General features: G+C 42.2%; 18 protein-coding genes. 8 read left to right on the top strand and 10 right to left on the bottom strand.

What is annotated here, in order from left to right:
- Window positions 1–74 precede the first annotated feature (74 nt).
- Window positions 75–5,123 carry an nSTAND1 domain-containing NTPase gene (locus V7K60_RS04355; protein ID WP_334923241.1) on the top strand — a complete coding sequence of 1,683 codons (5,049 nt, stop codon included), beginning with the start codon at window positions 75–77 and terminating at the stop codon, window positions 5,121–5,123.
- Between the two features lie 110 nt (window positions 5,124–5,233).
- Here the strand turns inward: V7K60_RS04355 and V7K60_RS04350 are convergent, their stop codons facing one another.
- Entirely contained in the window at window positions 5,234–5,581 is a 348-nt protein-coding gene (locus tag V7K60_RS04350) for a hypothetical protein (RefSeq protein WP_334923240.1), read from the bottom strand.
- 785 nt (window positions 5,582–6,366) lie between these two features.
- Between V7K60_RS04350 and V7K60_RS04345 the strand changes: the two genes are divergently transcribed.
- The 6 genes from V7K60_RS04345 to V7K60_RS04320 all read left to right on the top strand — a co-directional run bounded on the left by V7K60_RS04345 (window position 6,367) and on the right by V7K60_RS04320 (window position 13,117).
- Entirely contained in the window at window positions 6,367–7,200 is an 834-nt protein-coding gene (locus V7K60_RS04345) for a photosystem II manganese-stabilizing polypeptide (protein WP_334923238.1), read from the top strand.
- Between the two features lie 750 nt (window positions 7,201–7,950).
- Window positions 7,951–8,727 (top strand): RNA polymerase sigma factor SigF, encoded by a 777-nt coding sequence (locus V7K60_RS04340; RefSeq protein ID WP_334923236.1) that lies wholly within the window; start codon window positions 7,951–7,953, stop codon window positions 8,725–8,727.
- A 166-nt stretch (window positions 8,728–8,893) separates the two neighbouring features.
- The gene (locus V7K60_RS04335; protein WP_334923260.1) at window positions 8,894–9,769 is read left to right on the top strand and encodes a hypothetical protein; all 876 of its coding nucleotides are present in this window, start codon (window positions 8,894–8,896) and stop codon (window positions 9,767–9,769) included.
- A gap of 2 nt (window positions 9,770–9,771) precedes the next feature.
- Window positions 9,772–10,023: a hypothetical protein gene (locus tag V7K60_RS04330; RefSeq protein ID WP_334923234.1), complete on the top strand. Its 252-nt coding sequence runs from the start codon at window positions 9,772–9,774 to the stop codon at window positions 10,021–10,023.
- Window positions 10,024–10,410: 387 nt separating this feature from the next.
- Entirely contained in the window at window positions 10,411–11,694 is a 1,284-nt protein-coding gene (glyA, locus tag V7K60_RS04325; protein WP_334923232.1) for a serine hydroxymethyltransferase, read from the top strand.
- 172 nt (window positions 11,695–11,866) lie between these two features.
- Window positions 11,867–13,117 carry a competence/damage-inducible protein A gene (locus V7K60_RS04320; RefSeq protein WP_334923230.1) on the top strand — a complete coding sequence of 417 codons (1,251 nt, stop codon included), beginning with the start codon at window positions 11,867–11,869 and terminating at the stop codon, window positions 13,115–13,117.
- A 65-nt stretch (window positions 13,118–13,182) separates the two neighbouring features.
- Here the strand turns inward: V7K60_RS04320 and V7K60_RS04315 are convergent, their stop codons facing one another.
- The 4 genes from V7K60_RS04315 to V7K60_RS04300 all read right to left on the bottom strand — a co-directional run bounded on the left by V7K60_RS04315 (window position 13,183) and on the right by V7K60_RS04300 (window position 16,243).
- Window positions 13,183–13,437 (bottom strand): hypothetical protein, encoded by a 255-nt coding sequence (locus V7K60_RS04315; protein ID WP_334923228.1) that lies wholly within the window; start codon window positions 13,435–13,437, stop codon window positions 13,183–13,185.
- Between the two features lie 115 nt (window positions 13,438–13,552).
- The gene (locus V7K60_RS04310) at window positions 13,553–13,717 is read right to left on the bottom strand and encodes a hypothetical protein (protein ID WP_334923227.1); all 165 of its coding nucleotides are present in this window, start codon (window positions 13,715–13,717) and stop codon (window positions 13,553–13,555) included.
- Between the two features lie 289 nt (window positions 13,718–14,006).
- The gene (locus V7K60_RS04305) at window positions 14,007–14,609 is read right to left on the bottom strand and encodes a Uma2 family endonuclease (protein WP_334923225.1); all 603 of its coding nucleotides are present in this window, start codon (window positions 14,607–14,609) and stop codon (window positions 14,007–14,009) included.
- A 170-nt stretch (window positions 14,610–14,779) separates the two neighbouring features.
- A complete protein-coding gene (locus tag V7K60_RS04300; RefSeq protein WP_334923223.1) occupies window positions 14,780–16,243 on the bottom strand; it encodes a hypothetical protein in 1,464 nt (487 codons plus the stop codon).
- 202 nt (window positions 16,244–16,445) lie between these two features.
- Here V7K60_RS04300 and V7K60_RS04295 point away from each other — a divergent pair, with 202 nt between their 5' ends.
- Entirely contained in the window at window positions 16,446–17,240 is a 795-nt protein-coding gene (locus tag V7K60_RS04295) for an LmeA family phospholipid-binding protein (protein ID WP_334923258.1), read from the top strand.
- 168 nt (window positions 17,241–17,408) lie between these two features.
- Here the strand turns inward: V7K60_RS04295 and V7K60_RS04290 are convergent, their stop codons facing one another.
- From V7K60_RS04290 to V7K60_RS04270, 5 genes are all read right to left on the bottom strand, one after another.
- Window positions 17,409–18,800 (bottom strand): UDP-glucose dehydrogenase family protein, encoded by a 1,392-nt coding sequence (locus V7K60_RS04290; RefSeq protein WP_334923221.1) that lies wholly within the window; start codon window positions 18,798–18,800, stop codon window positions 17,409–17,411.
- Window positions 18,801–18,949: 149 nt separating this feature from the next.
- The gene (locus tag V7K60_RS04285) at window positions 18,950–19,900 is read right to left on the bottom strand and encodes a UDP-glucuronic acid decarboxylase family protein (protein ID WP_334923219.1); all 951 of its coding nucleotides are present in this window, start codon (window positions 19,898–19,900) and stop codon (window positions 18,950–18,952) included.
- Window positions 19,901–20,369: 469 nt separating this feature from the next.
- Window positions 20,370–22,508 carry a cation:proton antiporter domain-containing protein gene (locus tag V7K60_RS04280; RefSeq protein WP_334923217.1) on the bottom strand — a complete coding sequence of 713 codons (2,139 nt, stop codon included), beginning with the start codon at window positions 22,506–22,508 and terminating at the stop codon, window positions 20,370–20,372.
- A 145-nt stretch (window positions 22,509–22,653) separates the two neighbouring features.
- On the bottom strand, window positions 22,654–23,310 hold the full coding sequence (locus tag V7K60_RS04275) for an HAS-barrel domain-containing protein (RefSeq protein WP_334923215.1): 657 nt from the start codon (window positions 23,308–23,310) through the stop codon (window positions 22,654–22,656).
- Window positions 23,311–23,473: 163 nt separating this feature from the next.
- Entirely contained in the window at window positions 23,474–23,671 is a 198-nt protein-coding gene (locus V7K60_RS04270) for an NAD(P)H dehydrogenase subunit NdhS (RefSeq protein WP_100898602.1), read from the bottom strand.
- Between the last annotated feature and the right edge of the window lie 17 nt (window positions 23,672–23,688).

Raw genomic sequence — 23,688 nt, 5'->3', positions numbered from 1 at the left:
TGTTAGTGAACTAATGACCAATGCCCCATATCCAATGCCTAATGCCCCATATCCAATGCCCAGCTTCATATCCAATGAATAATGACAAACAGCTACGCGTCTACACCAAAGAAAATCAGCATACTTTACAAAGATTGATTAGAGCGATCGCACTTTCCGAAGGTCAATTTGCTCTGATTTTAGTTCGATGCAACTATGGGCGATTACGTGAGCAAATGTTAGAGAATATTCGCTCGAACACTAAAGAAATTAATATTAGAGAAATCGTTCTCAATCCATCAACTACTTCTTTACATAGCACAATAATCTCAGAACTATCTTTAGATAATCCTGCCGTCCTTACAGACACTTTGCCATCTGCTGTGATGGTTTTCGGTATTGAGTCAACTACCGACCTAGAAAACTTACTTACAGGCATCAACCAAGCACGAGATATCTATGCTGCTACTTTTCCATTTCCAGTTGTATTGTGGCTACAAGATGAAGTAGCATCATTGCTTTCAAGATTAGCGCCTGATTTCAAAAGCTGGGCTGCAACCACTATTAAATTTGAAATGGCCAAAGCAGATTTAATTGCTTTGATCTCTCAAGAGGAAGAATCTCTATTTGCCAAAGTTTTAGAAGCAGGTGCTGAAACATTTTTATCTAATGCCTTCCTAGATTTAGATCCTAAGTCGCAACACCGCCACGAAATAGAATCTGCCCGTAATGATTTGCTACGCCTATATGGCGTTAAATTAACACCAGGATTAGAAGCTAGTTTAGAATTTGTGTTGGGGCGAGATAAATACGCCAACGATCAAATTAATGGTGCTTTAGCCAATTATCAAAGAAGCCTAGCATTATGGCAGCAGGAAGCGAGGAGAGTAGCAGAGTGGGAGAGTAATTCTTCTTTGCCTCTCTCATCTCCTCAACCTATGCCCTCCTCATCTTTACTCAAGCAAGCAATAGTACTATTCCACCTGGGGCTTTGTTATCACCGAATGGCAGACTTATACCAGAATACTAGTAGCTATTGCGAACATGCTCTGTCGTGGTTTAAACAATGCTTGGAGCTATTGGAGGAGGTACAAAGAGCAGACTTAGTTGCTAAATTCATTTTGCCTGCTTGTGAAATGCTGCAACGCTTACAAGCCTGGGATGACTTAAAAAAATTAGCTCAAAAGTCATTAGACCTACATCAAACTTATGGAACTCCCGCACAAGTTGCTCAAAATTATGGTTTTTTGGCAAATGTGGCGGCTTCAGAATCGAATTGGGTACTGGCTCATGAATTAGCAAATACAGCACTTTCTATCTCTGAAGAAGTAACACAAGTTTCTCTGCGAGACGCTTTGCAAAGACGACGACAAGAAAGTTGGTATCTTCTCTTGCTAGCACGCACACAACGGCATTTGAGTGAGTGCGAGGAAGCTATCAATAACTTGGAATGGGCGAGGGTAGTTTGTGAGCTACAACATCAGCCATTACTTTACTTAGAGATTTTAGAGGAACTGCGATCGCTTTACTTTTTTGAGTGTCATAACTATACAGAAGCCTTTAAGCTGAAGCAAGAAAAAATTAAAATAGAACATCAGTATGGCTTTCGTGCCTTTATTGGAGCAAGTCAATTACAGCCACAACGCCCCAGAATTAACCCAGTACTAGAATCTCACAAAATACCGTTTATTCCTGAAGAAATTGCTCAAGAAATATCTGCTTCTGGACGGCAACAAGATGTAAATCGCTTAATTGAAAGAATTGCCCGCGCTGACTACAAACTCACAGTTATTTATGGTCCATCTGGTGTAGGTAAAAGTTCTATCCTCAAAGCTGGTTTAGTCCCAGCACTCAAGGGAAAAGTCATCGGTGAACGCATTCCTATACCGATTTTTTTGTCTGTTTATACTGATTGGATAACAATCTTGAGCAGCAGTATCAACCAAGCGCTAGCATACACAGGAATATCGGTTAATATTGACTCTACACCCACCATAATACTAGAAAGAATTCGGTTAGCATGTGAGCGCAATTATACGATAGTTGTCATATTAGACCAGTTTGAAGAATTTTTCTTTGTTAGTAATCCTTCTACACAAAGAATAGAATTCTATAAATTTTTTAGTGAATGTTTAAATATTTCTTATGTGAAAATTATTCTTTCATTACGAGAAGATTACTTACACCATTTATTAGAGTTTGAACGTTTGAGTCAGAAAAATAGTACTGGTTTATATGATTTAGGAGTAATTAATAAAAATATTCTTGATAAGGATATTCGCTACTATTTAGGAAAATTCTCTAGCCGAGATGCCAAAGCCATAATTCATAGTCTTACTCAACGTTCACATTATGAACTAAGTGAGGAATTAATTAACCGATTAGTCCAGGATTTGACAGGAGAACTAGACGAAGTACATCCAATTGAATTACAAATAGTCGGTGCTCAACTACAAATAGAAAACATTACGACACTTGCAGAATATAAGCTTTGTGGTGGCTCAACAAAATTGGTGGAACGCTGGCTGGGGGAAGTTATCAAAGACTGCGGTCAGGAGAACGAAGAGTTAAGTTGGAAATTATTATTTGAGTTAACTGATGAAAAGGGGACGCGACCTTTAAAAACTAAAGCTGATTTAGCGGCTGCATTAGTTAATAATTATGATATAGATACGATATCAAGCTTTGATAAAGTTGGAGAACTGATTTTAGAAATATTGGTGGGTTCAGGATTGGTATTGCGAGTTAGAGAAGAGTTAGGCGATCGCTACCAGTTGGTTCACGATTATTTAGTTGAACCAATTCGCCAAAAGAACAACTATGGTATGCTCGCCGAATTAGAAAAAATCAAACTTGAAAAAACTAGAGCCGAAGCAGCCCAACAACTTAGTCAAAAGCGACTTAATTTAGTATTGCAACGACGACTGCGGGAAGCACGGATAGCAGGTGCAATCCTAGCAATTATGGGGGGAACAATAGCAGCGTTATGGTGGCAAGCCGACTTACAAAAAAGAGCAGCAGTCCGCCAAACTCTACGAGCTGAAAGCAGTGAAACCAACTTGAAAATTAGTGGAATCGCTGCTGCTAGCGAAGCTTTGTTTGCCTCTAATAAAGAATTTGATGCCCTATTAGAAGGTTTGCGGGCTTGGAGAGGACTTAAACAAGCAGAGATCGTGCAGCCAGATACCCGAATGCGGGTAGTGACAGCCTTGCAACAAGCAGTTTATGGGGTAACGGAGGTTAACCGATTGGAAGGCCACACCGATGTTGTCTGGGGAGTAACTTTTAGCCCGGATGGTCAGTTGCTAGCATCAGGTAGCTTAGATCAAACGGTGAAACTTTGGCGTCCTGATGGAACCTTACTCCAAACCCTCAAAGGTCACACTGATGCTGTTAATTGTGTGAGTTTCAGCCCCGATGGTCAAACCCTAGCTTCCGCTAGTCTCGACAAAACAGTGCAAATCTGGCACAAAAACTCGGTTACAGGTGAATTTGACCCCAAGCCATATAAAACCTTGAAAGGTTATGGTGATTGGGTTTATAGCGTTAATTTCAGTCCTGATGGCGAATTGTTAGCTACTGGCAGTAAGGATACAACCGTAAAACTCTGGCGCAAAGACGGTAGCTTAGTAAAAATATTGAGAGGACATCAAGGGTCAGTTAACTGGGTAAACTTTAGTCCTGATGGTCAATTCATTGCCTCGTCCAGCGACGACAAGACAGTGAAAATCTGGCGACGGGACGGTAGCCTTGTTACAACTTTGCAGGGACATCAAAAAGGTGTGACTGTAGCTGTTTTCAGCCCAGACGGTAAATTGTTAGCGTCAACAGGTCTAGATAAAACAGTGAAACTTTGGCAAAGGGAAAGTAACAGCACTAAAGACGGTTTTGACTTTCGTCTTTACAAAACTTTACGGCAGCATAGCAAAACAGTGTGGAGTTTGAGCTTTAGTTCCGATAGTAAAAAGTTAGCTTCCGCAGGTGAAGACAAAACCATAAACCTCTGGAGTATTACTGGTACTTTACTCAAAACCTTCAAAGGACACAGCGATTATGTTGTCAGTTTAGCTTTTAGTCCAAATAACAAATTGCTAGCCTCAGGAAGTTACGACAAAAGCGTGAAACTATGGAGTTTAGATGCACCAACACCGTCTATTCTTCAAGGGCATCGGAAGCGAGTTTTAAGCGTTGCTTGGAGTCCCGATGGCCGGATGCTAGCTTCTGGTAGTCGCGATCGCACTGTAAAACTTTGGCAACGATACACCAGTAGTGGCGAGGTTAAAACCCGACTTTACAAAACTTTAGTGGGGCATACTAATGAAGTTACTAGTGTCAGTTTTGACCCCAAAGGTGAAATGCTGGCTTCAGGAAGTTTTGACAAAACAGTGAAACTTTGGCGGTTGGACGGTACTTTAATCATGACTCTCCACGGGCATAGCAATAGTGTGATGAGCGTGAATTTCAGTCCTGATGGTCAGTTCTTGGCATCAGCTAGCAAAGATAAAACAGTGAAACTTTGGAACCGTGAGGGTAAGTTGCTCAAAACCTTAGTGGGGCATCAGGATTCGGTAAATAGCGTAAACTTCAGCCACAATAGTCAAGTTTTAGCCTCTGCCAGTGATGACCAAACTGTTAAACTTTGGCAACGGGATGGTACATTGTTAAAAACTTTCTCGCCCCATGACAGCAGGGTGACAGGTGTCAGTTTTAGTCCCACTGATGAGTTACTGGCTTCTGCCAGCTGGGATAACACCGTAAAACTGTGGCGACGGGATGGGACGTTATTAAAAACCTTATTAAAAGGGTACAGCGATAGCGTCAATGCCGTGACTTTCAGCCCCAATGGTGAATTACTCGCCGCCGCCAGTTGGGACAGTACAGTGAAACTCTGGAGTCCTGAAGGCAAGTTAATTAAAAGTCTTAATGGGCATCGCGCCGGGGTATTAAGTGTCAGTTTTAGCCCAGATGGTCAAACACTAGCATCAGCAAGTACTGACAACACGATAATTCTGTGGAATTTAGATCTTGATAATCTGCTTGTTCGTGGTTGCGACTGGGTGGGCGATTACCTCAAACACAATCACAATCTTGAAGAGCGCGATCGCCTTCTTTGTGATGGGATAATCCGTACAAACCCTTTTTAATTACGAATTACGAATTAGGTTGAAGCCTCAATGAGCAACTGCTCTTGGTTTAGCGGTTGATAAGGCGATTAGAGTCATTAATTCAGATATCGAAATTTATTTCAAGCTAATCAGCCGCATGAGCGATCACTCTCCAAAACTTCATGGCTATTTTCCTCAGGAGCCTCTTGTGGCAAATTCGTTAAAAAGGCTTGTAGCCTCATGCGCTCAATGTAAGGCCAGCCTCCCTCAGACTCAATATCTTTCAGCAGTGAGTAAAGTTGGCGACGGTTAACAGGCAAACTCTCTTGAAAAACCCCATCCCGGATCTCTCGGTGTAACTGCTCTAATTGCCGCAGTAAAGCCAAAAGAGCTACAGTATCGCCTTCACAAGCTGTAGCGGCATCATACACCACAGTTGCGATCGCTTGCAGTTTACCAGACAACTTCTCTGATTCAATATTTTTGTGATCGTTCATGCCACCCTTTCTGTATAAATGAGGTCAACTCAAATTTACCGGAGATTTTTAATTTTCCCTAGTTTGTCAGTTGTCTCCCTGTTACCGTATCTCCTCACTTACCCTAGTTAGGGGTGAGTATAACTAGATTTGTATCTTTATCAAAAGTAATTGCGATCGCTCCAAAAAGAGCGTAGTAACCTTTAGCATAGGCTCTACAGAAGCTAGATGCGATCAGGACGAGACTTTCTTGGATTTTGAGAACTTTGATTTTGAGTTAAAAAAAATCGTATGATCTGGCTGATTTACCCATCAAACAATGGGCTGTATGTAGTGGCGTCACATACATGATACAAAAAGACTTGGGCGACGCCGCTTTTGCTGATGGCAAAAGCAAAGTGCGAAGCAGACACCCCTGTTCGCACTCTTCGAGGTAAGCACTTATGCCGCTCTGTGTGGGGCTTACTCATCCACGCGCCCAAATCTAACAAATGCCACCAACAGTGAAACTGCTGGTTTTTTGCTCCCCTAGTTACACACATCCAAAATGGATACAGTGTGCTACTTAGTCTGAGGCTTACACCCGAAGATCCAGAGAGCAACACGTTTAAGTACGTTTAGCAACAGAAAAGTTTGAGCGGCGGCTGACAACCTAGACCCCGGACACTTGTTTTAACTCTGGCAATCAGAGCAAAGCCGTGTCCGACCAAAGGTAGCTTCTCGCAGAGTAGCGGCTTCTCATCAGAGATCAAAGCTTCGATGCAGTTTTACAACTTAGATATTAATTTTTGAGATTGAGGTTGACCATGAGGTATCGCGCTTTAATTGTTGCATTCTTGGCTTTGTGCCTGGGGCTAATAACTGCTTGTAGTGATGCTCCTGCTACTAGCAGTAGAGATGTACTCACTTACGATCAAATTCGCGGGACTGGCTTGGCTAACAAATGCCCCCAACTAACACAAACACGCCGTGGCTCTATTCCCATTGATTCTAGCCAGTCCTATGCCATCAAAGAACTTTGCTTGGAACCAACTAGCTTCTTCATCAAAGAAGAACCTGCTAATAAACGCCAAGAAGCAGAATTTGTTGCTGGCAAATTGTTGACCAGATACACTTCCACCATTGACCAGGTGCAAGGTAATCTAAAAATCAACTCAGATAATAGCCTGACCTTTGTAGAAACTGATGGTCTTGACTTCCAAGCTATCACTGTGCAACTTCCTGGTGGTGAGCGAGTACCTTTCCTCTTCACTATCAAAAATTTGGTTGCTCAAACCCAACCCAGTTTGACCAGCATTAACACCTCTACGGACTTTGAAGGCACTTTCAAAGTTCCTTCCTATCGTGGTGCTGCCTTCCTAGATCCCAAAGGTCGTGGTGTCGTCAGTGGCTACGATAATGCCGTGGCTCTCCCCGCCCAAGCAGATGATGAAGAGCTTACCCGCACTAACGTCAAGCGTGCTGAAAATCTTAATGGCAAGATTTCTTTACAAATCGCTAAAATAGACGGCTCTAGTGGTGAAATTGCTGGTACTTTCGAGAGTGAACAGCCATCTGATACAGATTTGGGTGCTGGCGAACCTAAAGAAGTCAAGATTCGCGGTCTATTTTATGGACGGGTTGAACCGACTCGTGGCTAAATCCTTGAAAGTAAGGAAACTGACTGGCACTCAGAACGACAATTCTGTAAGTATCAGACTTGATCGCAAAAGTTAACCTATCTACCCTCTTGAAAAAAGAGGGTAGATAGATTTTTTAAAAAAATCGGGAAAAGTTAAATCTGAGCAAAATAGCTTTGGCAATTGGGAAAATTTTGATCCCTCAGTCTTGTGGGTCACTTGATTCATCCCTTTAACCTTTTCCTTTCATTAAAAAACTATAGACTTAAGTACAAAAAAGGGTGAGATGCCCTTTTTTTATTGGCTTGCGTAAATATACATAGTATTTTTTGAAATTATTAGTAATTTATAACCATTGGATAAATCTCAGATGAAAGAGCACGTAATTTCACTGTAAATTTAACTTTTGCTTATCAAATAAAAGCTCAAATACTGTTGTTTTGTTTCTCTAAATTAACTTCATCATTAATTAATTCAATTTAAGTACAATCTCGGTTTGATATTTAGTGATTAATTTTATATTTTATTTCTATGTAGTTCTAAAACAGCTACAGGTCATACCAAAGATAAATAACAAACTAAATAGCGATTTCGCCCATTTAAATTTTGCTCGATTGTCAAGCAAACTATGGAATTTTGAGAAAAGCTCTTTATTATCTACCATAGTATTTGCTAGGAAAGATATCGCAATATCACCTTTGATATCGTGCGATCGCAGCTTAATTTAAAAGCGAATAATTGATTCTTTATTTGCTCAATAAACCCGGTGCTATGCCTACCACAGTCACCAATGAACTAAAGCACGAAATTTGGCAGTTGTTGCGAGAATATCAGCAATCTCCGTCAGAAAATATCCGCAATCAACTGGTAAAACTCAATTTTGGACTGGTGAGAAAAGAAGCTCACTATTGGACAAATCAATGTCATGAAACCTATGATGATTTGCTCCAAGTTGGATGTTTGGGTTTAATCAGAGCTATTGAAAGATTTGAAATTTCTAAGGGACATGCCTTCAGTTCCTACGCTCTTCCCTATATTCGGGGTGAAATTCAACACTATCTCCGAGATAAAGGTGTCACCGTGCGAATTCCTCGGAGATGGTTAGCCCTCCAACAGCAAGCAATAGGAGTATCACGTTCTTGGCGTGAAAAATACAATCGTCAACCAACCGACTCGGAATTAGCAGCAGCACTGGAAATTTCTCCAAATGAATGGCAAGAAATTAAATTAGCATGGGTCAATCGCGCTCCTTTGAGTCTTGATGTGCCAATCCAAGATGGAGAAGAAGGTTCTACCTGCTTGGGAGAATTAGTTCCAGATCCTCACTATCGCAGCTTTCAACTGGCACAAGAAGACCAACTTCGCTTACAACAAGCGTTGGTTCAGCTAGAAAAACGCACCCGCGACGTGTTGGAATGTGTGTTTTTGCAAGATTTGACCCAAAAACAAGTTGCAGAACATCTGGGCATCAGTGTAGTAACAGTTTCCCGTCGAGTCAAGAAAGGACTGGATTTGATGAAAGAGCTTATGGGTGTGGCAGAAGATTGACTACTAGCAAACACCAAGCCGCAGTTATACTGGGTAGGCAGTGCTAAAAATAACCCTTAAAATGTAAAAAATTAGGTTATAAAGGGAACATACTTTGCCTTTGATCCAAATTTTAGGCATGTTGATTTCCACTTCTCAATTTTCCAATGGCTTTTTAGAAAGGCTCATGGGCAGAACTTCAAAAATTACAATTGCAGCTATTCTAACTTTGGCGATCGCTGGATGTGCTTCTGAAGATACACAACAAGCTATCAATCCTGTGCCAATTCCCAAAATAGCAAAAAAGTCGCCACCAGCGGCTCAATCCTTTAAGAATCCAGTGATACCTGCCAAACAGGTCTCACAAGTTAATCTTGCATCTGTTAACTTGATTCAATCCACTAATGCTACAGAGCGTGCACGAGAACTTGTGGTATCAAAAGATCGAAGCGATCCTTTTACACAACTTTTTGGGCAGACTCTTCCTGGAATGGCTAAAACATCTGGAAGACCAGTTCCCGTGTTGCCTAAGCTACCTACTGCAACCATAGTAAAACTAAAACTTCCAACACGCAGCATTGCTTTAAATCCAAAGAAAAACAACGTTTCTTCTTTACCGAAAAAAGTCAATCCTATTTTGACTAAAAAAGTCAATCCTACCCTGACTTCAGTATTGCCTAAGGTTTTGCCTCAAGTTGTCCCCAACCCCACTTTAGTCTCTGTATTGCCACCGCCAGCACAGCCTGAATTGGCAAGGGCAGTGGTTGTGACTGGTGTAGTTCTAATTAGTAAGGAACCACAGGCAATTATCAAAGTACCAGATGAACCAACAAGTCGGTATGTACAGGCGGGACAGCGATTAGCAAATGGCGTACTGATTAAACGTATTGAAATGAATCAGGGCTACAACCCCATCGTGATTTTGGAACAATATGGTATTGAAGTTGCCAAAATGGTAGGGGAAGGGACTGTCAAATCAACGTCGTCAGCTGCATCTGCTAGCGGCAATCCTATTTCAGTGACAACGCCCCCCCAAAATACCTTTAATGTGGGAGCTTCATAAAGATGGAGACTAAAGAAAAAGTTGAATTTGCTGGTTTGCCTTTAGCTGTTTATAGAGAAATAGCAGCTCATTTACGTCAAGTCGAAGGGGTGGAAGTGGATTTAATTCCCCAGTCATCCCAACAGTTTGATTACAATCAAAGTCAAATTGCTGGCTTGAGCGTCTCGTGGACAGCAAACTCTGGTTCAGAAAGTCGGCAACGAGTTAACCAGATTTTGGCTTACTATCAAAATCGCTATATGAATCCTATTTGATTTTTTGATTAGTGAGAATTGCAACCCGCAGAACCTCGACTTATTAAAGAAGTCGGGGTTCTTGTTGTTCACGAATCATTCTGAAGTTCATTCCACAGAGCAGCGATCACAGTAAGCATTATTTAACATAGGTTCATAAAGAATCCTGTCTAACGACCTCACAACACGCTGCAAGGTGAGGATTTCAAAAAGCAACGTTATGATAATTAATGCATTAATCGAGCTTGGGTCTAATAATAAATAAGTTAGCGCAAATAAACCTCCAAAGTACAGAGACGATTAATCGCCTCTGTACAGCAGTCAAGAGCAATGGTTTTTGATTGTACATTTAGGTGCTGCGTTCAACCAAAATCAGCCGTTGTACAAATTTCCATAAGGATAATTGAAGTGACTAGGACTAATTCAGACTTTCTTTCCTCCAGCGACCCGGCGATCGCAGGGTTAATCAACGACGAACTACAGCGTCAGCAAGACCATTTGGAGTTGATTGCTAGTGAAAACTTTACGTCTGCTGCTGTACTGGCGGCTCAAGGTTCGGTACTGACAAATAAATATGCTGAGGGTTTACCTGGTAAACGCTACTATGGCGGTTGTGAGTTTATCGACAAAATTGAGCAATTAGCGATCAATCGCGCTAAACAGATATTTGGTGCTGCTCATGCGAATGTGCAACCCCATTCTGGCGCACAAGCCAATTTTGCTGTGTTCCTGTCACTCCTAGAACCAGGGGACAAAATTATGGGGATGGATTTATCTCATGGGGGACATCTGACCCACGGTTCCCCTGTAAATTTCTCAGGTAAGTGGTTCCAAGTTAGCCACTACGGTGTCAGTCAACAAACAGAACAACTTGACTACGATCAAATTCGGGAGCTGGCGCTGAGGGAGCGTCCTAAGCTGCTGATTTGTGGTTATTCGGCTTATCCTCGTGTAATTGACTTTGAAAAGTTCCGTAGTATTGCTGATGAAATCGGCGCTTACTTACTTGCCGATATTGCTCACATTGCTGGTTTAGTTGCTAGTGGTCTTCATCCCGATCCCATTCCTCACTGTCATGTAGTAACAACAACTACACATAAGACTCTACGCGGGCCTAGAGGTGGTTTAATCTTGACTGGCGACGTAGAACTAGGTAAAAAGCTAGATAAATCTGTTTTTCCTGGCAGCCAAGGCGGGCCATTAGAACACGTTATTGCTGCTAAGGCAGTAGCTTTTGGAGAAGCCCTCAAGCCTGAATTTAAAACTTATTCTGCCCAAGTGATTGAAAATGCTCGTGCTTTGGCCGAACAACTGCAAAATCGTGGTCTAAAGTTAGTATCTAACGGCACTGACAATCATTTAATACTGGTAGATTTACGTTCTGTGAGTCTAACTGGTAAGCAGGCAGATCAGTTAGTCAGTACTGTGAATATTACTGCTAACAAGAATACTATTCCCTTTGATCCGCAATCGCCATTTGTTACCAGCGGTCTAAGGTTAGGTTCGCCAGCAATGACCACACGGGGCTTAGGAGTAGCAGAATTTACTGAGATTGCAAATATTATTAGTGATCGCCTGCTTTCTCCAGATTCCGACGTAGTAACTCAAGATTGTCGGCAACGGGTAGCGGCATTGTGCGATCGCTTTCCCTTATATCCTCACCTGGAAATTCCTGTACCAGCATTAGCATAATTGGGCATGGGGCATTGGGCATGGGGCATTGGTCAATAGTTCTTCTTCCCCATTCCCCATTACCCCTTATCCCCAGAGGGGGCCCCACCTTCCCCACTCCCCATTCCCCATTACCCCTTATCCCCAGAGGGGGCCCCACCTTCCCCACTCCCTACTTCCCTTCCCCAATCCAATGAGTGCAGAAATTATTTGTGTTGGTACTGAACTATTGCTAGGAGATATCCTCAACGGCAATGCTCAATTTTTAGCGCAACAATTAGCGCAGCTAGGTATTCCCCACTACTATCAAACAGTGGTTGGGGATAATCCAGAACGGTTGAAGCAAGTTATAGAAATTGCTATTTCCAGAGCGCAAATTCTCATTTTCACTGGTGGACTCGGCCCGACACCAGATGACCTCACCTGCGAAACCATCGCCGATTTTTTTAAAGTCCCGTTGGTAGAACGTTCTGACATTATTGAAGACATAACCCAGAAATTCGCCCAACGTGGTCGGGTTATGTCACCAAGTAACCGCAAGCAAGCTTTAATTCCCCAAGGTGCAGAAATTCTACCCAACCCCACTGGAACAGCACCCGGTATCATTTGGCAACCTAGTCCTGAAATCACGATTTTTACCTTTCCCGGTGTTCCCAGTGAAATGCACCCGATGTGGGAAGAAACAGCTGTGCCATTTCTCAAAAGTCAAGGTTGGGGTAAAGAAATTATTTACAGCCGGAGTTTAAAGTTTTGGGGTATTGGTGAATCTGCTTTAGCGGAAAAGGTTGCTTCCTATTTAAAGTTGTCAAATCCCACAGTTGCCCCTTATGCAGGTAAGGGGGAAGTAAGATTGCGAGTTTCTGCAAAAGCAAATTCAGAAGCAGCCGCAGAAGCCCTAATTGCGCCCATTCAAAAACAACTTAAAGAAATTGCCGGACTGGATTTTTACGGCGTTAATAATGATACTCTTGCTTCCGTAGTTGGTCAGTTGTTGCGGGCATCAAAAGAAACACTTTCAGTGGCAGAATCTTGCACTGGTGGCGGTTTAGGGCAAATGTTGACTGAGAATTCTGGGAGTTCTGATTACTTCTGGGGTGGCGTAATTTCTTATGACAATTCGGTGAAGGTTGGGCTGCTGGGGGTCAACCCAGAAGATTTAGATAAATTTGGGGCGGTAAGCACTACTGTTGCAGAGCAAATGGCTGTTGGAGTCAAAACCCGCCTTGCAACAACTTGGGGACTGAGTATCACTGGTATTGCTGGCCCAACTGGAGGGACAGATACTAAGCCGGTGGGTCTAGTTTACATTGGTTTAGCTGGACCAAAGGATGAAGTGACAAGTTTTGAGTATCAGTTTGGCACAGTGCGAGGACGCGCTCTAATTCGTCATGTGAGTGCGAATGCAGCGTTGGATAATCTGCGGCGGAAGTTGTTGACGAGGTAGGTAACTTCAGAGCGCGGTATCCGCGTACTCTATCCTCCTAAAGATGACCTCATCAGGTTTTGCCATTACTGAGTAATAACATTCAGTGGTTGCGAGACAGTATTGACAAGCACGAATTGGTCAGAAGTAAGAATGACATTTACGTATTCATAGCTTCCAACTAACTTTTGATTGGGGATGGCAATATCTACTGCATAACCTTCGGGATTTTTGTAGCATTCTACAATTGTTCCCAGTGTATTTTTAGGAATCATCTCGTCGGCAAAGTCTGGTTGTACTTCTACCAATGTTTTTATTTGATCGTAAAGTTTAGCTTTCATTGTTATCTTCCTTTCGTTGGTTTACTTCCAGCCAGTTTGTGATTAGTCGGGGAATCTCTTTTCCATTATCAATCTGCCAGTTAGTTACAAGAGTTCCCTCTCTTTTATTTAATCCTTAAATCCTTACTTTTACCTGAAATCGAAAACCATAAATACTTGTTTGACCTTTTACGGCTGGTGCATTGGCAAGACCTTCACGCAGTTGTCTGATTACATCGCCTGTTGCAGCGTTACGAGCCTCAGGATTTTGTACATCGTAGCCGATTGCTGCGAATGCCATCCACTTTTTTTGGTTGCCAGGATTTATTTGGATTCAGGGAGTATTCTTCAAATTTGCGAGGGTCTATCTCGGCATCCTCTGCCTTCGGCAACGGATCACCTAGGTTCCAATCCTGACTCATTTACTACACCAGAAGCGTATCAAATATTTTAAAAGCGATCGCACTTGTTTAAAAGGCAAGTTAAATCAGAGCGAGCGCTGGCTCTGTGTTCAGTCCAAAGTAACTTGTTTGACTGTGATACTCAACAAAGTGTATGAAAAGGCACTGGCTTAGATAGCACTTTCAAAATCATTTCCAAACCTCGGTCAAATCTAGGATAAACCCAGGCAAGATATCTTCACCTGACAAGCTTACGGGATTATCTATAACTTCCACGGACTGGCCTTGCCTATAAATCTCTACCTTTTTGTTTTTTCGGTCAATTAACCAACCTAAACAAGCTCCGTTTTCCATATATTCCCTCATTTTGGCTCGTAGGGGTTTCATATTGTCATTTTTAGAACGCAGTTCTAGTACAAAATCAGGACAAAGAGGGACAAATCCATCTTGCTGTTCTGGAGTAAGTGCGTCCCATCTGTCTTGACCTACCCAAGCTGCATCGGGAGAGCGATCGGCTCCGTTAGGGAGGTGAAAACCTGTCGAAGAGTTAAATGTCTTACCAAGTTTTGTTTGACGGTTCCAGAGCCATAGTTGTCCTTCGATATCTAAATTCCTATTTCCTGTAGTACCTCCAGTTGGAGCCATAACAATTAGCTCTCCTGTCACAGTTCGTTCTAGTTGTAAATCCCGGTTAGCGATCGCCAACTCAACTAACTGCTCGTGGGTGACTGTAAGTGTTAGCGTTGGTGGAATATTCACTGCAATGGCTCGAGGTGTTTTGGCTTGTGTCACTGTTTCGTCTCAAACCTACGCTTATTTGGAAGCTCTACATAGATTCTAAAAACGATTTGCATTCATTTCCATAGTTTAAAGTAAATGCGTCACTATGGCGAACTGGCGATCGCACTTTTTATTGAGGTTGCGATCGCCTTTGGTAAAAAATATTAACACCAATATTCAGGTTATTTCATAGCAGCCAAATTACAGTTTAACTTTTTGTTAATAGAATCTATAACCTGAGCTTCTGCTGGCGTAATTACCCCGTCTAAATAAGCAATTTTTTGACATTGAGCCAGTAAGGGTACAGCAAAATCACTATTAATTTGCTCAAGTAAGGTTTCTAAAGATGGTGGAGATTTGATATGAGAAGCGATCGCATCGATTGAAGCAGGACTAAGATTCGCAGCTTGTAATTCTGGTAAAATATCTTCCCAAGACTTATCTGAATTACCTGCTAAGACAATGTGAACCAAAATCTGATCCATAATCTTTTCTTGAAAAATAGCGGCTTCGAGAAATTTTCTGCTCTCTAGTTGAGCATCTACTAAAGTCGCTTCTAAAGTTAATGGATTCTGCTTTGCTTCATAAAACTGACAAGCTGCATAGCCTAATGCGTAGATCATCACTGCATTTGAACTAGCACCAATGACGGCTCCTGCTACTGGTACAATTCGTAGTAAACCCAAACCTGCTTTGATTGCTGTTTTTCCACCTACCCCTAAACCAAAAATTGCTACCGCTTCTCCTCTGCGCTCGGAATCATTTAAATCCATTCCATAGGCAGCAGCAATTTGATAGACTAACTCCACCGATAATGCAGATGTAGCAGCCCAATCCACTACAAACATTGTGGCTGCTTGTCCTGGTGTAAGGCTACTAGCAAGCCCTGTTCCTCCTGCTAAAACAGCTTTTTCCAGCATAAGATGATGGGCAATTTGTGCTGGTTGTTCATTTGGGTGTTCTTGCTGTAACTTTCTGACAGCAGCCTCGGCTTTAACTAAATCAACCTGTTGAATTAAAGGATTTAACCAATCTTGATTTAGAGATTTTATTGCTACTTGCAATTGGGGATTATTACCAACAATTGCTAGTGCCTGCCCTACGATTTGTGTTGCCTGAAAAGCAGCACTTCCAATCGTCCCACTGATGCTTACAGCCGCTCCTGCAACAGCTTTACCTGCTTGAACAGCAGCACCTCCAACGACTCCGGCTGTTCCTGTTATTCCTCCAAACAATGAACCCAAAAAAGATGATTTTCGTACAGTTAATTTATCATCTGTTGTTTTAGTAATGGCAATTGAAGATTCCACTTCAATATTTGTTTGAGGCGTTAATACAGTTGAATTTACTAATGCTTCTAACTCAATTTCTTGTTGCCAATCAGGAAAATCTTCACCTGTTACTCTACCGTATATTTTGACATTATTAAAAGATTGGATGCCTAAATTAATTAATCCATTACAAATAACTGGGACTACTAACTGTTGTGCTGGAACTTCAATTGATTCCAGCATTATCTGTAGACAATTTTGTTTGAAACTAGTTTTTGACGTAATTCTAGGTGAATTTAACCACTGACTTACCAGAGTGTTAATCGCATTTGTATCACCCTGCTTGGCAAGTTCTAGAATATTTAGCTGTATCATACTTAGTACTGGTGAGAGTCTTAGCAATAACTTAGTTCAATTATTCCCACTCACTAAAACAAAAGTAATATTTGACACAGTGGACTTATAACCATCAGCTATCTTACGCCTACCCATCAGCACAATTAATCACGGGATCGCTTGCTGTATTCTTCACGATTTGTTACAAAAGTACAAAGAACTTCTAGAGACCCAAAACCACATGTTCGGCGGACTTACTGGTTTAAAAGATCCTAAAGGCACAGATTGGGGAGAGCGGATGCTCAACACGGTCGCCAGCCAAACGATTCGCCACTTGTTTACCCAAAGCGAGTCAGTAGAAGTCTTTGTGCGCTGCTACCCCTCCAGCAAGCTCTTGCAAGGCAGCATTGATAGCTTCAAAATGAGCGGTCGTGGCTTAGTAATTCGGAGAGATTTCGCGGTAGAGGAGATGTCGTTTGAAACTGATGCGGTTGCCATTGACTTCGGATCGGTTTTAAGTGGCAAACTCAGCCTTAAGCAACCCACTCAAGCGATCGCTCAAGTCATATTATCAGAAGCAGGCATAAACCAAGCCTTTAATGCGGAACTGGTGAAAAAGCGCCTGCTTAACCTCACCGTACCATCACTGACAGAATTATCTGGCGGTGAACCAGTCTCCTTTACAGATGTTCAGGTACAGCTATTGCCAGAAAATCGCTTACAGCTTGTAGCAAAAGCTGATTTAAATAATGGCGAACTCGTACCCCTGAGCATGATTTTAACTGTAGGTATTGAAAGACGGCGGCGAGTTTCTTTCAAAGATCCGAAAATTCAACTTGACCAAGTGCCAGAAGCACAACGGGAAATCTCGCAAACCTTGAGCGTAGCGCTGGTAGAAATTTTAGATAATATGGTCGATTTGGATCGTTTTGACCTTGATGGAGTGAAAATGCGCCTCAACCGATTAGAAACTGAAGGGCAAAAAATTATTTTCAGTGGATATGCTGAAATTGAACGTATTCCACATAGTGCCTGATGCAAGATTACACGCAAAAAAATTCAAGTAAAATGAAGCTTTAAACAAATTAAATACCGCCTAGATAATTCTAGGCGGTATTTAAATCTTTAGGTTTTGAAAGGAGTTAGGAGTTATTAATTATAGGTTGTAATTAATTTTTATTTCTCACTTCTAACTCCTAACTCTCTATCGTCCCACGCCTACATATTGGAATCCAGCCCGTATCATTGTTTCAGGGTCAAGGAAGTTACGACCATCAATGATAACGGGGTGGGCCATCAATTTTGCCATCTTCACATAGTCCAGAGTGCTGAATTGCTGCCATTCGGTGACGAGTACTAAAGCATCGCAGCCATCAGCTAGTCTTTCGGCATCGGTTTCTACTAACACACCAGAAAGCCCATGACGTAGACCTGTTTGGGAAACAATAGGGTCGTAGGCTTTGACTTTGGCTCCCAGTCGGTTTAGCTGCTCAATTAGGATGAGTGCTGGGGCATCTCGCAAATCGTCAGTATCGGGCTTGAAAGTCAGTCCGAGTAGTCCAACTGTTTTGCCTTTGAGAATTTTTAGAACTTGTTGGAGTTTCTCTAAAGCAATCAACCGCTGACGTTCGTTGACACTGACAGCAGATTTCAGTAGCTGGGCTTCATAACCATAGTCATCAGCAGTGTGAATCAGAGCGGAGACATCTTTGGGAAAACAAGAACCACCCCAACCAATACCAGCTTGTAAAAACTTGTTACCAATGCGGGAATCTAAACCAATACCTTTGGCTACTTGCGTGACATCAGCACCGACGCGATCGCAAATATTAGCAACTTCGTTAATAAAACTAATCTTAGTAGCTAAGAAGGCATTAGCGGCGTATTTAATCATCTCCGCAGAACTCAGGTCTGTTGCCAGAATTGGCACAGGGGGTAAAGATTGATCTTCTGCGTACTTGCGTTCGACAATTGGGGCATACAGTTGTTGCATCAAGGCTACTGCCCTTTGACTATTGCCTCCTAGTACAATGCGATCGGGGTTGAAGGTGTCATGAACTGCCGAACCTTCGCGCAAAAACTCTGGATTGCTGACTACATCAAACTCGGCTGCAAACTCAGATAATTTCTCATCACTCGGTACTCCACCTGCGGGTATGAGTGTTTTCTGCCGCTCTGCAACACCATCCAGAATAAGCATCCGCACCCAGTCACCTGAGCCAATGGGTACTGTAGATTTATTCACTATGACTTTATAACCACCATTGAGATTTTCCCCAATCCCACGGGCTACAGCTTCGACGTAACGAGTATCACTTTCACCAGTGGGTAAAGGTGGCGTTCCCACAGCAATAAACAGAATTTCTCCGTGGGAAACTCCAGCAGCAAGATCGCTAGTAAAATGAATCTTCTCTGTTTGAATGGCAGACTGCATAATTTCTGAGAGTCCCGGCTCAAAAATTGGAGACTGCCCAGACTTCATTAACTTAACTTTTTCTTCGTTGTTGTCTACACAAATCACATCATGCCCAATATGAGCCAAGCAAGCACCTGTAACTAAACCAACGTAACCAGTACCAATAACGCAAACACGCATTTATTTAACTCCTCACTTTTCTGGGCTTAATTTTCAAAAAGAAGTTCTCAATTTTACACTTACACACTTAATAAAACTCAGCAACTAATATAAACTAGCTACCAATCGGGTTAGCCTGCATGAAAATTTAGAGCAACGCTAGACGTCACTCAGGTGGTTGAATTATTGACATCGCTTTGAATGCGATCGCGAAAATCTTCTATTGTCAGTTTTAAACCGTCTTGCAAAGGAATGGTAGGTTCCCAATTTAACCAAGTTTTTGCCTTTGTGATATCCGGCTGGCGACGTCGGGGATCGTCCGAAGGTAGTGCCTCGAACTTAATCTGCGCGTCTGGGTTGATCATATTTTGCACAGTTTGTGCCAATTGTAAAATCGTATATTCACCAGGATTGCCCAGGTTGACTGGACCAATGTAGTCGCTATTCATCAGTCGGATGAATCCTTCTACCAAATCAGAAACGTAGCAGAAACTACGAGTTTGCGAACCATCACCGTACACGGTTAAAGGATTACCCCGCAAGGCTTGAACTATAAAGTTGCTCACCACCCGACCATCATTTTCTAACATTCTCGGCCCGTAGGTGTTGAATATCCGAACAACTCGAATATCAACTTTATTTTGCCTGTAGTAATCAAATGCTAGAGTCTCAGCAATTCTTTTACCTTCGTCATAGCATGAACGTATGCCAATGGGATTGACGCTACCTCTATACTCTTCAGTTTGAGGATGAACTTCTGGATCTCCGTATACTTCACTAGTGGAAGCTAAGAAAAACCTCGCTTTCACACGTTTAGCTAGCCCCAACATATTCAGTGTTCCCATCACGTTAGTTTTAACGGTTTTAACTGGGTTGTACTGGTAATGTACTGGTGAAGCAGGACAAGCTAAATGATAAATTTGATCGACTTCTAACCGAATTGGTTCGGTAATATCGTGGCGGATCAATTCAAAGTACGGATGGCCTAACCATTTCAGAATGTTGCGTTTATGACCAGTGTAAAAATTATCCAAGCATATTAATTCATGCCCAGCAGTCATTAGTCGGTCGATGAGATGGGAACCAATAAACCCAGCACCGCCCGTAACCAAAATTCTCATAGTTTCCCAGTTACTTACAAATATTTTCAGTAGCTATTGCACTTACTTTTAGATTACCCACCTTGGGTCCAAAAATACAAACCAAAAAAAAAGAACAAGGCTCAATCAAAAAATGTTGTTGAACTTACCTATTTTTTCACAGTTGTAGTTTTGTTACATTTTTACCTGTTTTTTTAAGAATTTAATTAGCAAAATAACAAAAATTGCTTAAAAATTGTTTGTTGTTTAGCCTAACTTTATCAAATCTTCAAAAATATAAAGTATTTTTACGGTTATTGAGGTTTTATTAGGATACAAAAAATTAGTCGAGATCGGGGTGACACTCGTGCTACAAATACATGCCAATAATACAGATGTATATTCCTACAGGCGATTCATTTATTGCCAAGATTTTTGGAAATTTGATGCCTCCAGCGGACTACGCTAACGCAGCCCAAGTCTACTTACTTCAACTGTATTCTGCCTAACATCATACAGCAGATGTAATGCTGCTAACCGTGGTAGACATAATTAAATTTGTAGTTTGAGTGCGTTGGGGTTCTCCAAGCATGATAATTGAGCAGGTGAGTTGTCTGGCTAACTGAGTTGTGACATCGCTAATGGCTAACCCTCCAGGACTGGTACGATTACGTATAAAAGGTAAAACTACTAAATCATATAATCTTGCTGCCTGCAAAATTGCTTGAGCAACATTTTCATGAGCGATAATTTGAATTTCTGGGGTATTGGCCAAAGCCAATTTAGATACCAATTGGGAGAGATGCGATCGCCTCCAAGCAATTTTACTAGAACTAGTGCGGCGATCGCACACATTCAGCACAGTAATGTGGCTCTGATTTGCCTCTGCTAGCATCTGGGCAAATTGTACAGGTTGTAATGTCGGTGCTGTTAAGTTTTCTATTGGTACTAAGATCCGCTGAATTTTTTTTGGTGATTCTACTAGACGTGTCACTGCTACTGGACAATGGGATGCCCAAAGCACACCATCAATCACATTCCCAAATAAACGCGCTCGTAACCCAGTCCGTTTACCCCAACCCATAACAATTAAATTAGCCTTTTGTTCACGAGCCGCTCTGCTAATTGCTTGAGCAAAGGCATCATCAATTCGCAGCACTGGTTCTGCGGCTACGCCCAAGGCTCGACTTTGTGTCGTGGCTTTATTCAATAACCACTCACTCCGTTGTAGAGACGCTTCTAACTGGGGCGCATCCATCTGAGCAGCAGCAGTAGCGATCGCCAAGGGTATAATTTTGCCCTGAGACTGACGCGCTAATAACGCCGCCATTTCAATCAAATACTGCTGGGTCTGTGGATTATACACAGGTACGACTATAGTAAAAGCACTGTGTGTTTGTGATGCGTTCTCCTCAGCTAGGGGTGGTGCTGGATCTTCGGCTGGTGGGGAATTCAAACCAACAGCTATTTGACTGGTCATCAACGGCCCCAAGGTTGATGTGACAAGCATTAAGACAATCACACTGTGTAATACTTCTAGTGGCAGCAACCCAGCCCGATATCCCACTAAAGTTGCTGCTAAGGTTGTACCAACTTGGGGAAGTGACAGCGACCACATCGTTAGAATTTCTTGCCATTTATAGTGGTAAACCAGTTTTGTCAACAAAGCTGCGATCAATTTACTGACAATCAAACCAACTATGCTCAACAGCGTTAACTTGAGCGTGTTTAAATTGTTCACAAAGGCGGGTAGATCGATCAGTAGTCCAAGATCAACAAAGAAAATGGGAATGAACAGTACACTACCAATAAATACCACCTTTTCTTTGACTGGGCCTTCACCCACAGCTTCATTCACCGCTAAACCTGCTAAAAAGGCACCAACAATTTTTTCTACCCCAATCAATTGAGCGCCCACAGCTGCCAGAAATACAGAAAGCAACACAAACAAAAACTTGTTTCCTTCATCGTCTCCAGACCGTTTGAAAAATTCTTTGCCTGCCCAATCAAAGCCTGTAACAACAGCAACAGAGTAAATAGTTAACCAACCCGACAAGGTGAGTAGTTTTGCAAAGCTGAACACTCCAGCATGAGAGACAGCTACACAAACAGCTAATATCAGTACTGCGCCAATGTTTGTAAAAATCGTAGCTCCAATGGTGACAGTAACAGCTTCGTTGTTTACTACTCCCAAACGGCTGATTATAGGGTATGCCAAAAGGGTATAGGAAGCGAATAAAGAGCCAATTAAGATTGAAGTATTCCACCCATAGCCTAAAATCAGCCCTATTAAGGTTCCCAGGACTAGGGGTACGCTAAAAGTCAAGCTAGCAAACCCAAAGGCACGACTTTTTTTCCGGCGAAACTGTTCTAGATCAATTTCTAGCCCGGCGACAAACAGCAAATAAATTAACCCAATGTTTGATAGTAGGTTAATCATCGGTGAGTCAGACTGAAAAAGATTCCAACCTGAAGGCCCAAGTACTAGCCCTGAGAAAACCAAACCCACTAATCCTGGTAATCTTAGCCGCTCAAACATGATGGGTATAACTAAGATGACCACCAGCAAAATAGCAAAGGGAACAATTGGTTCTTTGCCAAGAATTTGGGAAGTTGGTTCCAGAACAAGAACTTGTGATATTAGTTCCATATATAGGAATTGAAGGGGCTATGGTAAAACAGCGATTACCTTGGGGGCGATCGCCCGATCAATATGAATAAATAGAGAAGCCACCTGACGAAAAATCAAAAATCTTAATTTACACTAACTAGGCAATTATTTAAGAATTAACTAGCTACGGGTGGATTTGACTCAAAATGAACCGTAAACGATCATAGTCGTCTTTCAGTAGCACACTTAAGCTACGTCCAGCTTTAATTAGCCATTCTCGGTCAGCTTTGCGTAACTGGTATACATCTCGAATGGCAGCTGCGGTTAAAGACTCTATTGGCGCACCATTTATACATAGCAGTGTCCGTAAAAAATCTAATTCTTCAGTAAATTTAATGATAGCTTCTGGTTCACATCGATAAACAGCTTGATGAATTTGCGGGGGACGAGGTGGAAGATACTGATATACTCTTTGGTTATAACTTTGATTTTGCAAAGATAGTTCAAATCCCACGATCGCAGCCCGGAATTCTGTGCGGAGCATGGCAAATATTTGGGGTTGTTCTTCCCGTAAGTCTTGCAAGGACAACCCTAACGCTCTCGCCCTGTGTACGGAATCTATGGGCATAGTTGTGGCATAATACACTACAGCATAAATTTTATTGCCAGATTCTTCATCTACAGAACAGACCCAGCTACCAAAGGGTGGCATCGAGGGAAAGCTTAAATCTTCTGGCTCTAAACACTGAGCTAAAAATTCAATACTGGTAGTTTCAATCACCTCCGCAATGTGGTTCGGATGGCGATCGCCAGTGGCAAACTGTGGCAGGGGGAGGCGCATAGTAATTTAGTCATTAGTCATTGGTGAGCCAGTGCGGTCTTGGGGGTTTCCCCCATGAGCAACTGGCGTTAGCGCAGCGTTAGCGAGGCACGAGCGTCACCCGAAGGGTCATTAGTCATTAGTTTTTGCCAAATGACAAAGAACAAATGACTAATGACTAATATTATTTGGCTTTTTTACGTCCGGCAGTGGTCTCTACGAGTTCCAATTCGCTCAGGCGGAAGGTAACTAATTTATCCCAGTTACCACCTTCAAATAATACGGCTACTTTGCCATCAGTAAGTCGTTGCACGAGTCCTTCGTAGCGATAATAGGTATCTGCGGGATTTTTGACGCGAACAGTTGCTCCAGGCAGAATCATGTTTTTAGCCTCGCTTG

The sequence above is a fragment of the Nostoc sp. genome, assembly GCF_036917555.1.
Lineage (GTDB): Bacteria > Cyanobacteriota > Cyanobacteriia > Cyanobacteriales > Nostocaceae > Nostoc.
The sequence above is the reverse complement of the archived record's forward strand: the minus strand, read 5'-3'. Positions and strand labels throughout refer to the sequence as shown.